This window comes from Affinibrenneria salicis, assembly GCF_008710095.1.
The window spans coordinates 498,129-512,313 of sequence record NZ_VYKJ01000001.1; the positions used below are offsets into that span (position 1 = coordinate 498,129).

General features: G+C 57.9%; 17 protein-coding genes. 11 read left to right on the forward strand and 6 right to left on the reverse strand.

All coding sequences use genetic code 11. The features are described 5' to 3' along the window. Positions 1 to 89 precede the first annotated feature (89 nt). The 8 genes from FJU30_RS02185 to FJU30_RS02220 all read left to right on the forward strand — a co-directional run bounded on the left by FJU30_RS02185 (position 90) and on the right by FJU30_RS02220 (position 4,591). Positions 90 to 764, forward strand: coding sequence for a DedA family protein (locus FJU30_RS02185; protein WP_150433792.1), 675 nt, complete (start codon positions 90 to 92; stop codon positions 762 to 764). Positions 765 to 767: 3 nt separating this feature from the next. Further along, positions 768 to 1,127 carry an EnvZ/OmpR regulon moderator MzrA gene (gene mzrA, locus FJU30_RS02190; protein ID WP_150433793.1) on the forward strand — a complete coding sequence of 120 codons (360 nt, stop codon included), beginning with the start codon at positions 768 to 770 and terminating at the stop codon, positions 1,125 to 1,127. 77 nt (positions 1,128 to 1,204) lie between these two features. Continuing rightward, positions 1,205 to 1,585, forward strand: coding sequence for a DUF1090 domain-containing protein (locus tag FJU30_RS02195; RefSeq protein ID WP_150433794.1), 381 nt, complete (start codon positions 1,205 to 1,207; stop codon positions 1,583 to 1,585). A gap of 157 nt (positions 1,586 to 1,742) precedes the next feature. Next, positions 1,743 to 2,048, forward strand: a complete 306-nt coding sequence (locus FJU30_RS02200) for a DUF883 family protein (protein ID WP_150433795.1) — start codon at positions 1,743 to 1,745, stop codon at positions 2,046 to 2,048. A gap of 30 nt (positions 2,049 to 2,078) precedes the next feature. After that, complete coding sequence (locus tag FJU30_RS02205; protein ID WP_150433796.1) at positions 2,079 to 2,474, forward strand: phage holin family protein; 396 nt, start codon at positions 2,079 to 2,081, stop codon at positions 2,472 to 2,474. Then, a complete protein-coding gene (locus tag FJU30_RS02210) occupies positions 2,471 to 2,752 on the forward strand; it encodes a YqjK-like family protein (RefSeq protein WP_150433797.1) in 282 nt (93 codons plus the stop codon). Before FJU30_RS02205 ends, FJU30_RS02210 begins: the two co-directional genes overlap by 4 nt. Positions 2,753 to 2,972: 220 nt before the next feature. Beyond that, complete coding sequence (locus FJU30_RS02215) at positions 2,973 to 3,368, forward strand: DoxX family protein (RefSeq protein WP_150433798.1); 396 nt, start codon at positions 2,973 to 2,975, stop codon at positions 3,366 to 3,368. A gap of 227 nt (positions 3,369 to 3,595) precedes the next feature. Further along, complete coding sequence (locus tag FJU30_RS02220; RefSeq protein ID WP_150433799.1) at positions 3,596 to 4,591, forward strand: glutathione S-transferase family protein; 996 nt, start codon at positions 3,596 to 3,598, stop codon at positions 4,589 to 4,591. A 42-nt stretch (positions 4,592 to 4,633) separates the two neighbouring features. Here FJU30_RS02220 and FJU30_RS02225 read toward each other — a convergent pair whose 3' ends face one another. Continuing rightward, positions 4,634 to 5,530, reverse strand: a complete 897-nt coding sequence (locus FJU30_RS02225; RefSeq protein ID WP_150433800.1) for a LysR family transcriptional regulator — start codon at positions 5,528 to 5,530, stop codon at positions 4,634 to 4,636. 111 nt (positions 5,531 to 5,641) lie between these two features. Here FJU30_RS02225 and FJU30_RS02230 point away from each other — a divergent pair, with 111 nt between their 5' ends. Both FJU30_RS02230 and zur read left to right on the forward strand, forming a co-directional pair. Then, positions 5,642 to 6,343: a pirin family protein gene (locus FJU30_RS02230; RefSeq protein ID WP_150433801.1), complete on the forward strand. Its 702-nt coding sequence runs from the start codon at positions 5,642 to 5,644 to the stop codon at positions 6,341 to 6,343. 98 nt (positions 6,344 to 6,441) lie between these two features. Next, the gene (gene zur / locus FJU30_RS02235; protein ID WP_150433802.1) at positions 6,442 to 6,951 is read left to right on the forward strand and encodes a zinc uptake transcriptional repressor Zur; all 510 of its coding nucleotides are present in this window, start codon (positions 6,442 to 6,444) and stop codon (positions 6,949 to 6,951) included. A 72-nt stretch (positions 6,952 to 7,023) separates the two neighbouring features. On the opposite strand, the gene lexA is transcribed toward zur, so the two are convergent. Together lexA and FJU30_RS02245 are read right to left on the reverse strand one after the other, a co-directional pair. Continuing rightward, complete coding sequence (gene lexA, locus FJU30_RS02240) at positions 7,024 to 7,632, reverse strand: transcriptional repressor LexA (protein ID WP_150433803.1); 609 nt, start codon at positions 7,630 to 7,632, stop codon at positions 7,024 to 7,026. Positions 7,633 to 7,741: 109 nt separating this feature from the next. Further along, positions 7,742 to 8,107 carry a diacylglycerol kinase gene (locus tag FJU30_RS02245; RefSeq protein WP_150433804.1) on the reverse strand — a complete coding sequence of 122 codons (366 nt, stop codon included), beginning with the start codon at positions 8,105 to 8,107 and terminating at the stop codon, positions 7,742 to 7,744. A 127-nt stretch (positions 8,108 to 8,234) separates the two neighbouring features. Here FJU30_RS02245 and plsB point away from each other — a divergent pair, with 127 nt between their 5' ends. Next, positions 8,235 to 10,703: a glycerol-3-phosphate 1-O-acyltransferase PlsB gene (plsB, locus tag FJU30_RS02250; protein WP_150433805.1), complete on the forward strand. Its 2,469-nt coding sequence runs from the start codon at positions 8,235 to 8,237 to the stop codon at positions 10,701 to 10,703. Between the two features lie 52 nt (positions 10,704 to 10,755). Here the strand turns inward: plsB and ubiA are convergent, their stop codons facing one another. From ubiA to groL, 3 genes are all read right to left on the reverse strand, one after another. Then, on the reverse strand, positions 10,756 to 11,649 hold the full coding sequence (gene ubiA, locus FJU30_RS02255) for a 4-hydroxybenzoate octaprenyltransferase (RefSeq protein WP_395858502.1): 894 nt from the start codon (positions 11,647 to 11,649) through the stop codon (positions 10,756 to 10,758). Positions 11,650 to 11,656: 7 nt separating this feature from the next. Then, positions 11,657 to 12,190, reverse strand: coding sequence for a chorismate lyase (ubiC, locus tag FJU30_RS02260; protein ID WP_150433856.1), 534 nt, complete (start codon positions 12,188 to 12,190; stop codon positions 11,657 to 11,659). Positions 12,191 to 12,491: 301 nt separating this feature from the next. Then, positions 12,492 to 14,147, reverse strand: coding sequence for a chaperonin GroEL (gene groL / locus FJU30_RS02265; RefSeq protein ID WP_150433806.1), 1,656 nt, complete (start codon positions 14,145 to 14,147; stop codon positions 12,492 to 12,494). Positions 14,148 to 14,185 lie beyond the last annotated feature (38 nt).

Below are 14,185 nucleotides of genomic sequence, written 5' to 3' on the forward strand. Positions count from 1 at the left end.
TCCTGCAAGACTGGCTGATTTTACGATGACCGGAGCGCTATCGTATCGCCACGGGAAGCACGTAATACCGCCGTATTAGGAACAACCGTATGGATATCATCAAAGAACTCTTACACGCGCTCTGGAATCAGGATTTCGAGACGCTGGCCGATCCCACGCTGGTCTGGACCATCTATCTGCTGCTATTTATGATTCTGTTCCTGGAAAACGGCTTATTGCCCGCCGCGTTTCTGCCCGGCGATAGTTTGCTGATTCTGGTTGGCGTGCTGGTGGCGAAAGGCACGATGAATTTTCCCCTTACCATTGTTTTACTGACCACCGCCGCCAGTCTCGGCTGCTGGGTGAGTTATATCCAGGGGCGATGGCTCGGCAATACCAGCACCGTGCAAAGCTGGCTTTCCCACCTGCCGGCCCACTACCACCAGCGCGCGCACAACCTGTTCCATCGCCATGGTCTTTCCGCGCTGCTGATTGGGCGCTTTCTGGCGTTTATCCGCACGCTGCTGCCCACCATCGCCGGTCTGTCCGGCTTGAACAACGCCCGCTTTCAGTTTTTTAACTGGATGAGCGCGCTGCTGTGGGTGCTGATTCTGGTTTCGCTCGGCTTCGCGCTGGGGAAAACGCCGATATTCCGACGTTATGAAGACGAACTGATGTTTTTTCTGATGATGCTGCCGCTGGCGCTGCTGTTCATCGGACTGTTCGGTTCACTGATAATCCTTTGGCGTAAAAAACGCGCCGCCAGCGCAAATCGTGGAAATTAACCCATGATACATCGCTGGTTCAGCCCTAAAATGGCCGGACGCCTGCTGTTGGCCCTTCTGTCGGTTTTCGCGCTGCTGCAGATACCGCGACTGACGCAGGAAGAGACTATTCTGCATCTATGCCCTCTGAGTCAGGGCGCGGCGCTGCCGGATGGCTTTTACGTCTGGCAGCAGCTCAACGACCACGGTATCGGCATTAAAAGCATTACGCCGGCCAGCGACAGCCTGATCGTCCATCTGACGTCGCCGGAACAGAGCGCGGCCGCCCGGGAAGTGTTGCTGACGGCGCTGCCGCACATCAACGTCATCAGCCAGAAAGTCGCCGCGCCGCTGCCTCTGTCCGGTCTGCCTAAACCCGGCTGAAACGCTGCACGGCGCGGGGACGCTCCGTCCACGCGGCCGTACGCATCCAGACACAATCAATCACGGACACACGCCTTATGAAATTATCTTATTTTGCTGTTTCGGTTCTGCTGAGTACGCTGTCCTGCGGCGCGTTTGCCGCGTCGAACGCCGCATCGGGCGGCTGCGCAGCCAAAGAGCGGGATATTCAGCAGCAGCTTGAGCAGGCTCGTCAGCACCATAATCAACCAAAAGTCCAGGGACTGGAGCGCGCGCTGAGCGAGCAACGGGCAAACTGCAACGACGAACAACTGGCGCAAAAACGCCGGCAGGCGTTACAGGAAAAACGCGCGGAAGTAGCGGAACGCCAGCAAGAACTGCGGCAGAGTCAGCAGAAAGGCGACGCGGATAAAATTATCAAGCGGGAGAAAAAACTGGCCGAGGCGCAACAGGCGCTGCGCGAGCTGGAAGCACAATAGCGTTGCCCATCATAAATAGCGGCGTTCAGGCTTTTTATCCTGTAAAACATCGGTATAACAGCGAATTTCCGGAATAATCTTGCAGTAACAGTCAGGCAAGCATGGAAAAAACCGCTATAGTTAATATTCCAGAATGCTCACGAATGGAGTTATCGATATGGCAAAAGATCCAAATGCAGAACATTTACGCGCCGAACTAAAATCTCTGGCGGATACGCTGGAAGAAGTGTTAAGCAGCTCCAGCGATAAATCTAAAGCCGAACTGGACAAATTGCGCAGTAAAGCGGAAAGCGCGCTAAAAGAAACGCGTTCGCGCCTGAGCGATACGGGCGAACGCCTCGCCAGCCACACCAAAGAAGTGGCCGGTCGCGCGGACGAATATGTGCGTGAAAATCCGTGGACCGGGGTCGGTATCGGCGCCGCAGTGGGCGTGGTGCTGGGTATCTTGCTTTCCCGCCGTTAATATCGGCCTTCATTTGACGACAGTTTCCTTATGACCGATCAACAACGACAAGGCCCCGGAAGCGGGGCCGCGGGTATTGTTCACCGCGTCTTCACCCTGGTGGTGGGCATGGTGGAAACCCGCCTGCGCCTGGCGGTGCTTGAGCTGGAAGAAGAAAAGGCCAACCTGATTCAGCTGTTGATGATGGCGGGCCTGACGCTATTATTCGCCGCGTTCGGTTTGATGAGTCTGTTTGCGCTGGCTATCTGGGGCATCGATCCCCAGTACCGGTTTATCGCGCTGACCAGCATCACCGCCGTTCTGCTCGGTCTGGCGCTGATCATCGGCATCTGGACGCTGGTCAAAGTGCGGCGTTCAACGCTGCTGAGCGCCACGCGTAAAGAGCTGAAAGCCGATCGCGACCTGCTGGAGGAGGACGATGAATGAGCCGAACACAGCGGGAACGCGATAAGGCGCGACTGCTGCGCCACATCCAGCAGCAAAGACTCGATTTGAGCGCCAGCAAAAAGCAATGGCTGGAAACGACGGAGACCTGCGACCGTTATTTTGGCGGCCTGCTCGGCTTGCGCAAATACCTGCTGGCCGGCGCAGGCGTCATGGCGGTCTACGGCCTGCGCCACCCCGGCAAACTGGTCCTGTGGACGCGCCGCGCCATCGGCGCCTGGGGCACCATCAAATTTCTGCGTAAGGCCCTGCAGCGCTAATTTTTCGCCGCCGTGCGCCGATTCCGGCCGCGGCGACCGTCTGCCAACTCGCCACTCGTCAATTTTTCTGATAAAAAGCAACAGTTTTACTCGCTGTCATGCGTGGCGCTTCCACATTAACATCACTCCCACACGATAACCGCGACGAGTAACCCTTGTCCGACGCGGCGACAGGCACAAAACCGTCGACGACCGCAAACAAAACGACTGGAGAGAGACGATGAAAAATTTAGAAAATACTGCGTTGCTGGCTGCCCGTATTTTGATGCCGATTCTGTTTATTGTGGCTGGTTACGGCAAGCTGGGAGAAGCCTATGCCGGCACGCAGCAGTATATGCAGTCGATGGGCGTCCCCGGCTTTCTGCTGCCGCTGACGATTTTGCTGGAGTTGGGTGGCGGTCTGGCCGTGCTGTTCGGTTTCATGACCCGCACTGTGGCGCTGTTCACCGCTGGGTTTACGCTGTTGACCGCTTTTATTTTTCACACCAATTTCGCTGAAGGCGCGAATCAGGTGATGTTCATGAAGAACCTGACTATCGCCGGAGGCTATCTGCTGCTGGCGGTAAACGGCCCCGGCGCTTTCAGCATCGATAAGCTGCTGAACAAAAAATGGTAAGCGGTAGCGGTCGCATTATACTGTAACCACCATGCGGCGGGGACGAGAGTCCCCGTTCGTTGATCGAACGCAGCCCCGCCGCGCACGCCCGATCGTTTGATGCGGCGGTATGAAATGGCCGGGCTGCGCCGGCACGCTGCCGGGTTAACCGCCAGCGCGTCGACCTGAACCCTGTTTTCCATCTATCGCGCCACGCAACAGCGGCGGCACAACTCGCGGAGGCATCAATGGGACAGCTGATTGACGGCGTCTGGCACGATACCTGGTATGATACCCGGTCGACCGGCGGCCATTTTCGCCGCACCAAATCTCACTTTCGCAACTGGATAACGCCGGACGGACAGCCCGGCCCCAGCGGAACCGGCGGCTTCAGGGCGGAGCCGCAGCGCTATCATCTGTATGTATCGCTCGCCTGCCCGTGGGCGCATCGCACGTTGCTGCTCCGCGAACTCAAGGGGTTGAGCGGACAGATTGCGGTATCCGTCGTGCACCCGCTGATGAAAGAAAACGGCTGGACCTTCGCGACCGACTTTCCCGGCGCCACCGGCGACTCGCTTTATCAGCATGAGTTTCTCTATCAGCTCTACCTGCATGCCAGAGCGGACTACAGCGGGCGCGTCACGGTACCGGTACTGTGGGACACGCGCCAGCATACGATAGTCAGCAACGAGTCCGCGGACATCATACGTATGTTCAATAGCGCGTTCGACCAAATTGGCGCGCGCGAGGGCGATTTCTATCCGTCCGCGCTGCAAAACCGTATCGACCGGCTGAACGACTGGATTTACCCCAGCCTGAACAACGGCGTTTACAAGGCCGGCTTCGCCACCAGCCAGTCCGCCTATGACGACGCGGTGAATGCGGTCTTTGACGCGCTGGACAAACTGGAAAATATTCTGCGGCAACAGCGCTATCTGACGGGCGAACGTCTGACCGAGGCGGATATTCGTCTGTGGACAACGCTGATTCGCTTCGATGCGGTTTATCACACCCACTTTAAATGTGATAGAAAGCGGTTGAGCGATTACCCCAGCCTGTACGGCTTTCTGCGCGATATTTATCAGTTGGCGGGCGTGGCGGATACGGTCGATATGGCGCACATCCGACATCATTACTACTGCAGCCATTCCACTATCAACCCGCACGGCATCATCTCCACCGGCCCGCAGCAAGACTGGCGCGCGCCGCACGGGCGGGACGAAGCCTTCATTACATCGGCGTGACGCGCCCGACGGCGGACGCGAGCCTCCAGCGCGTCCGCCTCGTTACGCCTGATTCAGTAGCTTCGGGATCTCGCGCAGGCACCAGGATTTGGCCTCGCCCATGCTGTCGCGCCGCCACGCCATAATGATATTGCTTTCCAGCATGTATTCCGGGCCGACCACGCGCAGCCGCCCCTCGGCAATATCCTGTTCGACGACCGGATAAGGTATGGTGGCCACGCCCAAACCGGCCAGCAGCGCTTTGCGTTTATCGTCGATCGAACTGACGGTCAGCCGCGGCTGTTTATCCAGCAACTGTACCGTCAACACCGGGCGTTCTCGCGCGGTATCCGCCACCGCGATGCCGCGATATTTGATGCGCGTCACCTCCGATAACGGCTCCGGTTCCTGGTGAATCGGATGATCAGGACTGGCGACATACACGTTCTGTACGCTGTACAGCTTGCGCGAATTAACCTCGGCCGAGGCGCGGAAATGCATATCCGGCGCAATGACGATATCCGCTCGCCCTTGCTCCAGACGCTCCCAGGCGCCGGCCAGCACTTCAGTCAGCAGAGAAACCTGGGTATTGGCCTTTTGCGCCAGTTTATCCAGCAACGGAAAGAGCTTTTCCGTCGGCACCAGCGCTTCGGCCACAATGGTGATATGCGTCTCCCAGCCGCGCGCCAGGGCTTCGGCATCGGTGGTCAGCTTGTCGGCCGCTTCCAGCAGAATACGACCGCGTTCGAGCAGCATACGCCCGACATTGGTAAACTTCGTTCGGTGGCCGGAGCGGTCAAACAGCACCACATCCAGCTCTTCTTCCAGCTTTTGCATGGTATAGCTCAGCGCGGAAGGAACCCGCCCCAGCTCATCCGCGGCGGCGGCAAAACTCCCGCGGCGGTCGATCGCATCCATGACCCGCAGCGATTCCAGCGTCAATGCCCGTTCTCTTGCCATTCTTGCTCTCATTCAGGAATTTTGAACATACCGACCAGATTAACTAGCTAACAATCCCTCGTCCACCAAATTACTATTTAGTACGGAAATAATTAATAAGGTCCTGGTATCATGATCATAAGCAGAGCGGCGGAAAAATGCGGGCAGGCGGACTATGGCTGGTTACAGGCGCGCTACACCTTCTCTTTTGGCCACTACTTTGATCCCCAGCTGCTGGGATATGCGGCGCTGCGCGTGCTGAATCAGGAAGTGCTGACCCCCGGCGCGTCTTTTCAGCCCAGAACCTATCCGCAGGTCGATATTCTGAATATTATCCTGCAGGGCGAAGCGGAATACCGCGATAGCGAGGGCAATCATATCCGGGCCGCCGCCGGTGAAGCGCTGTTGCTGGCCGCCCGGCCGAACGTTAGCTACAGTGAGCACAATATCAGCAGCGAGCAGCCGCTGACCCGGCTGCAGCTGTGGCTCGACGCCTGCCCCTCGCGGGAAAACAGCCGCATGCAGCGCCTGACGCTCAATGCGCCGAACTGTTCCCTGCTGGCGTCGCCGGAAGGCGAAGACAACAGTCTGCAGCTGCGCCAACAGGCGTGGATCTATCATGTCGAACTGTCCGAAGGCCAGCAACAGACGATCGCGCTGCACGGCGGCCGCGCCTATTTGCAGCTAATCCACGGTTCGCTGCAGGCCTGTGGGGCGCAGGACTGCGCGGCGCAGTTGCACTGCGGCGACGGCGCCTTCATTCAGCAGGAATCCTGTCTGACGCTGAAGGCCGCCTCCCCGCTGCGCGCGCTGGTGATCGATCTGGCCGCCTGACGCGCCGCGCTCAGGCCATCGCGCCGACCGGCGCGGCCCTGCGTTTTTTACACAGGCATGCTAAGATAGCCTGATTATCACACTTCAGGGTTACGGCAATGAACTCAACCACTCAGGAAAAGCTGCTGGCGCAGGCGGAACAGATCTGCCAGCAGCGTAATGTGCGGCTGACGCCACAGCGTCTTGAAGTGTTGCGCCTGATGGCGCAGCAGCCCGGCGCCATCAGCGCCTACGATTTGCTCGATCTGCTGCGCGTGTCCGAACCGCAGGCTAAGCCGCCGACCGTGTATCGCGCGTTGGACTTTCTGCTGGAGCAGGGTTTTATCCACCGGGTCGAATCCAACAACAGCTACGTGCTCTGCCACCATTTTGAAGAGCCCAGCCACAGCTCGGCGCTGTTTATCTGCGACCGCTGCGGTCAGGTGACGGAACGCCAGACGGAAGGGATTGAGGAAACGCTGCAGAAGCTGGCCAGACAGGCCAGATTTTATCTGCGTCACAGCGTGGTGGAAGCGCATGGCTTATGCGAGGACTGCCAGGAGGTGGCGAGCTGTAATCAGCCGGAAAGCTGTAATCACGACCATACGGTAAAGATCAAAAAACGCTGAGCCGGCCCTTCCGCCGGGGTAAGCGGGCGAGCCGCGCCGCCCGCTTACCGGCAGCGCAGTACAACGTTACGCTTAGTTCCAGTCGCCATTGCGGATCACGCCCACCGCCAGCCCTTCGATCGAAAAGCTCTGCTGGCGTAGATCAACCACGATAGGGGAAAATTCGCTGTTTTCCGGCAGCAACTGCACAATGTTGCCCTGTTTCTTTAGCCGCTTCACCGTGACTTCATCTTCGATGCGCGCCACCACCACCTGGCCGTTATGCACATCCTGCGTTTTATGGACGGCCAGCAAATCGCCGTCCATAATGCCGATATCCTTCATCGACATACCGCTAACGCGCAGCAGGAAATCCGCGCCCGGCCGGAACATGGACGGATCCACCTGATAGTGCCCTTCAATGTGCTGCTGAGCCAGCAGCGGTTCGCCCGCCGCCACGCGGCCAATCAGCGGCAAACCGTTTTCTTCTTCCATCAGCAGGCGAATGCCGCGCGAAGCGCCGGAGACAATCTCAATCACACCTTTGCGCGCCAGCGCTTTTAAATGCTCTTCTGCCGCGTTTGGCGAACGGAACCCCAGCTGCTGAGCGATTTCGGCACGGGTTGGCGGCATTCCCGTCTGCGCTAAGTGATCGCGAATCAGCTCGTAAACCTGCAGCTGCCTGGCCGTTAATGCTTTCATTCCGCCCCCTGGTTGTTTATACAGTTTTGCTGTGAGTATATACAGGTAAAACAGAATTGGAAACTGCGAGATGAATAAACGCTGGTTTTTTATTATATTTTGCCGGCAGTCATGCAAAATTTGACCAAAGGATGCTGAGCCAGACAACCAGCGCCAGCAGGATGGCGACGAAGACGGCGGCCGAGCCGATATCCTTCGCCCTGCCGGACAATTCATGCCGTTCCATTCCGATGCGATCGACCACCGCCTCTATCGCGCTATTCAGCAGTTCCATCAACACAATCAGCGCCACGGAAAGGATCAGCAACAGCCGTTCGACGACGGACACATCCAGCCACAGCGCCACCGCCACCGCCGCGATCAGCAGCAGCACCTCCTGGCGAAAAGCCGCCTCATACCGCCACGCCAGCCTCAGCCCCTGCAGAGAATAGCCGGTGGCCTTAATGATGCGGGTTAGTCCGGTTGCCTTATTCATGTTTTTCCTTCCATTATCCACTTTCAGCCGCAATTTTAACGCAGCTTCGTTGTCTCATCTCAACAGATATCCAGCGCGCTTTCTGGTATCCTTGCCACGCATCGCTAACAAGAGGCTTCATGTTGTTATGTCAGTCTGGCGTAAAATCTACTATAACTTATTGAAATTACCACTAAAAACTTTAGTGAAAAGTAAGGTTATTCCCATCGATCCGGTTGGCGAATTAGGGCTGGATCCCAGCAAGCCAATTATTTATGTGCTGCCTTACAATTCCAAAGCGGATCTGCTCACATTGCGGACGCGCTGCCTGGCGCTGGATCTGCCCGATCCCCTGCAGCCGCTGTATATTGACGGGACGGAACTGCCCAGCCACGTGTTTATTAATGACGGGCCGCGCATTTTTCGCTATTACACGCCTGGGCTCGAGTCCGTAAAACTGTTTCACGATTATTTGGATCTGCACCGCAGCAACCCGGATCTTGATGTTCAGATGGTGCCGGTTTCCGTGATGTTCGGCCGTTCGCCGGGACGGGAAGGCACGCATCAGGCGCCGCATTTGCGCGTGCTCAACGGACTGCAAAAATTCTTCGCCATCCTGTGGCTGGGGCGCGACAGCTTTGTGCGTTTCTCCAGCCCGGTATCGCTGCGCTATATGGCGACCGAACACGGTACCGACAAAACCATCGCCCACAAGCTGGCGCGCGTCGCCCGTATGCACTTTGCCCGCCAGCGTCTGGCTGCCGTCGGGCCGCGTCTGCCGGTGCGTCAGGATCTGTTCAATAAACTGCTCGATTCGAAGGCGATTAAGAAGGCCGTCGAGGATGAGGCGCGCAGCAAGAAAATCTCTTATGAGAAAGCGCAGCAGAACGCCATCGCGCTGATGGAAGAGATCGCCGCCAACTTCTCCTATGAAGCCATACGGCTCTCCGACCGGGTATTGGGCTGGACGTGGAACCGCCTGTATCAGGGCCTGAACGTGCATAACGCCGAGCGGGTGCGTCAGCTGGCTCAGGATGGTCACGAGCTGGTCTATGTGCCCTGCCATCGCAGCCATATGGATTATCTGCTGCTGTCCTACGTGCTGTATCACCAGGGGCTGGTGCCGCCGCATATCGCCGCCGGCATTAACCTGAATTTCTGGCCGGCCGGGCCGATCTTCCGCCGTCTGGGGGCGTTTTTTATTCGCCGTACCTTTAAAGGCAATAAGCTCTACTCCACGATTTTTCGCGAGTATCTCGGCGAACTGTTCAGCCGCGGCTACTCGGTCGAATACTTTATGGAGGGCGGACGCTCGCGCACAGGTCGCCTGCTGGAGCCGAAAACCGGTACGCTGGCCATGACTCTCCAGGCCATGCTGCGCGGCGGCACGCGTCCGATCACGCTGATCCCGATCTACATCGGCTATGAGCACGTGATGGAAGTAGCGACTTACGCCAAAGAACTGCGCGGCGCGACAAAAGAAAAAGAAGGTTTTCTGCAAATGGTGCGCGGCTTACGTAAGCTGCGCAACCTCGGTCAGGGCTACGTCAACTTCGGCGAACCGTTGCCGCTGATGACCTGGCTCAACCAGCGCGTACCGCAATGGCGCGACGCCATCGACCCCATCGAGGCGCAGCGGCCGGGCTGGTTGACGCCAACCGTGCAGGAAATCGCCGGCGATATCATGGTGCGGATCAACAAAGCCGCCGCCGCCAACGCCATGAATCTGTGTTCCACCGCGCTGCTGGCTTCCCGTCAGCGCGCGCTGACGCGCGAACAGTTGCTGGAGCAGCTGGATTGTTATCTGCAACTCCTGCGCAATGTGCCCTACAGCCCGGATGTCACCGCGCCGGATAAGACCCCGGCAGAGCTGCTGGAACATGCGCTCAGTATGAACAAGTTCGAAGCGGAGAAGGACAATATCGGCGATATTATCCTGCTGCCGCGCGAACAGGCCGTACTGATGACCTACTACCGCAATAACATCCACCACCTGCTGGTGCTGCCCTCTCTGCTGGCCAGCATCATCATCCACTATCGTCGGGTGAAGGTGGACGAACTGATCCGCCAGGTTACGCTGATCTATCCGATGCTGCAGGGCGAGCTGTTCCTGCACTACAGCAAGGATCAACTGCCGGAAGTGCTGACCGCGCTGGCGCAGGAACTGACCCGCCAGCAACTGGTATATGACAAAGACGGCGAGCTGGTGTTGAATCCGGCGCGCATTCGTACGCTGCAGCTGCTGGCGGCCGGCGTCAGGGAAACGCTGCAGCGCTATGCCATCACGCTTTCGCTGCTCGGCGCCAACCCCGGCATTAACCGCGGCGCGCTGGAAAAAGAGAGCCGCATCCTGGCGCAACGTTTATCCGTTCTGCACGGCATCAACGCACCGGAGTTTTTCGATAAGGCGGTATTTTCAAGTCTGGTGGCGACGCTGCGTAATGAAGGCTATATCAGCGACAGCGGCGATGCGATTCAGGAAAAAACGCGCGAGGCTTATGCCATTCTGAGCAACCTGATTACGCCGGAAATCAGGCTTACCATCGAAAGCGTTACCGCGCCGGACGAAAGCGACGGCGAAGAGGACAAACAGGAAGACGCGCCGCCGTCGGCCTGATCCCTCATCCAGACAGCGGCGAATCCGGGTTTCGCCGCTGCTCCTTTCCAGTTCAGTAACCGAAGCCATTGCCCTCAGGCAGACTGAGCAGAATACCGATAAACAACACCATACCCACGTAATTATTGTTGCGGAAAGCGAGGAAGCAGGCGTCGCGATCGCGCCCGGCGATCATCCGCTGCTGCCAGGCGAACAACCCGCCGGCCAACAGTATCGACCAGTAGTAAGGCGCGCCCAGATCGGTAAGGTAGCCCAGCCACAGCATCAGCAATAGCGTGGCAAACTGCAACAGCCCGATAATCACTGTATCGAAGCGGCCGAATAGAATCGCAGTGGACTTTACGCCGATTTTTAAGTCATCGTCGCGATCGACCATGGCGTACTGGGTATCGTAGGCGACGGTCCAGCACAAATAGGCCAGAAACATGATCCAGCAGCTTAGCGGCAGGCTCTCGCTCACGGCGGAAAACGCCATCGGGATCGACCAGCCGAAGGCCGCGCCCAGCACCAGCTGCGGCAGATGGCTGACGCGCTTCATAAACGGATAGATCCACGCCAGCCCCAGCCCGGCCACTGATAGCCAGATAGTCATCGTATTCAGCGTCAGCACCAAACCGAACGACAACAGGACAAGTATGATAAACAACACCTTCGCCGACTTCTCGCTCACCTCGCCGCTGGGCAGCGGCCGCTGCGCCGTGCGCTTAACGTGTCCATCGAAGTGGCGATCGGCATAGTCGTTAATCACGCAGCCCGCGGCGCGCATCAGAAAGACGCCGGCGACAAACACCAGCAGCACCCAGTTGCCGGGCCTGCCGAGCCCGGCCAGCCACAGCGCCCACAGCGTAGGCCACAGCAGCAGCATCGAGCCAATCGGCTTATCAATACGCATCAAACGGCAATATGCCTGCCATTTACTGGCCGCAATACTTCTCTCCAACGCCATTTTCTCCTCAGAATGCTGATTTATCAGTCCGGTCCGCGGCCGCATAAACGGGGGCTTCAGGTAAAAAGAGTTCGGTCAACAACAGGGGGTTACCGGACAGACGCAGCCTTGATCGACGCGCCCACAGACCGCCGTGGCTGCCGATGTGGATGTAGTCCCGCTCCGGGCTCCGTTTGTTAAACAGATAACGCCCCAGCGGCACCGAGCCGATTTCGGTCAACGCCCGCTGCGCGCCGGAAAGCGTCTGCGACGGCACCAGCGTGCGGCCGAACAGCCACGGCGTTTCATCGCCGTACAGCACCACTTCACGCAGCCAGTAGCGCTCGCTGGCGGGCAGTTGCTCGCACTCATCGCCCAGCGACGGCGGCGCGACATATCCCTCGCGGCACAGCCTGACGCTGACCCGGCTGCAGTGTTGCTCGAGCCGCTGCGTCATTGACCCCTTTTCCATCAACCAGTCAAGCAGGGCGACGGGCAACGAGGACGGCGGCTGCGACAACCATTGGACGGCGTGCAGAATTGCCAGCGACTGCTCAGACATCATCCTTACCCCGTCTCAGGTCTTTCGTAAATAAAGTAACAGTCCAGTATTGTAGCGCAGAATAGCAATTCTATAACACGTCAGGTACGAATTGATGACGCGCGAACGCGCATATTCACCGCGTGCGGCGCGCGTTACGACAGGCAGGAAGGGCAGAAGGTCCCGGCGGGCGTTGCGGGTTCAAAAAAAAGCAATCCGGCCTGAAAGGCCGGATTGCTATAGAGACAGTCGGGTTGCGGCGCGCAACCGGCAGAGTATCAACGATACCCGGTCGACACGGCGCGCAACCGGCCGGCCGGCATTACATCATGCCGCCCATACCACCCATACCGCCCATGCCGCCCATGCCGCCGGCGCCGCCTAAATCGGCTTTGTCGTCTTTCGGCAGGTCGGTAACCATACACTCGGTCGTGATCATCAGACCGGCAACCGAAGCCGCGTACTGCAGTGCGGAACGCGTTACTTTAGTCGGGTCCAGGATACCGAAGTCCAGCATGTTGCCGTACTGTTCAGTTGCTGCGTTGTAGCCGTAGTTACCTTCACCGGCTTTCACGTTGTTAGCCACAACGGACGGTTCTTCACCGGCGTTGGCAACGATCTGACGCAGCGGCGCTTCCATTGCGCGCTGAGCGACTTTGATACCGACGTTCTGTTCTTCGTTGTCGCCCTGCAGACCCGTGATAGCGGATGCCACGCGAACCAGAGCGACGCCGCCGCCGGCAACCACGCCTTCTTCCACTGCAGCGCGAGTCGCGTGCAGGGCATCTTCTACGCGGGCTTTCTTCTCTTTCATTTCAACTTCAGTTGCGGCGCCCACTTTGATGACGGCAACGCCGCCAGCCAGTTTAGCTACGCGTTCCTGCAGTTTTTCACGATCGTAATCGGAGGTCGCTTCTTCGATCTGCTGACGGATCTGAGCAACACGCCCCTGAATAGTCGCTTCGTCGCCCACGCCATCGATGATGGTGGTGGCGTCTTTGTTGATCACAACGCGTTTTGCCTGACCCAGGTCTTCCAGCGTCGCTTTTTCCAGTTCCAGACCGATCTCTTCGGAGATAACGGTACCGGCGGTCAGCGTAGCGATATCCTGCAGCATGGCTTTACGACGGTCGCCGAAGCCCGGCGCTTTAACCGCGGCCACTTTAACGATGCCGCGCATGGTGTTGACCACCAGCGTAGCCAGCGCTTCGCCTTCAACGTCTTCCGCGATGATCAGCAGAGGTTTGCCGGCTTTCGCTACGGCTTCCAGCACCGGCAGCAGTTCGCGGATGTTGGAGATTTTTTTGTCGGCCAGCAGAATGAACGGGCTTTCCAGTTCAATAGAACCGGTTTCCGGTTTGTTGATGAAGTAAGGAGACAGGTAGCCGCGGTCGAACTGCATACCTTCAACCACGTCCAGTTCGTCCTGCAGACCAGAACCTTCCTCAACGGTGATCACGCCTTCTTTACCCACTTTCTCCATCGCTTCGGCAATCAGTTTGCCTACGGTTTCGTCGGAGTTAGCGGAGATAGTGCCGACCTGAGCAATCGCTTTAGAGTCAGAGCACGGAACGGACAGTTTTTTCAGTTCTTCAACGGCGGCGATAACCGCTTTGTCGATACCGCGTTTCAGATCCATCGGGTTCATGCCCGCGGCAACGGCTTTCAGACCTTCAGTAATAATGGCCTGAGCCAGTACGGTCGCCGTGGTAGTACCGTCGCCTGCTGCGTCGTTCGCTTTGGAGGCAACTTCTTTAACCATCTGGGCGCCCATGTTTTCGAACTTGTCTTCCAGTTCGATTTCACGCGCCACGGACACGCCGTCTTTAGTGATGGTCGGTGCACCGAAAGATTTATCCAGCACAACGTTACGGCCTTTCGGGCCCAGCGTTACTTTCACTGCATCAGCCAGTACATTCACGCCGCGTAACATTTTCACACGAGCGTCATTACCGAATTTTACGTCTTTAGCTGCCATTGGTGTATTTCCCTTAAATTCGTTCAGTTCAGATGATT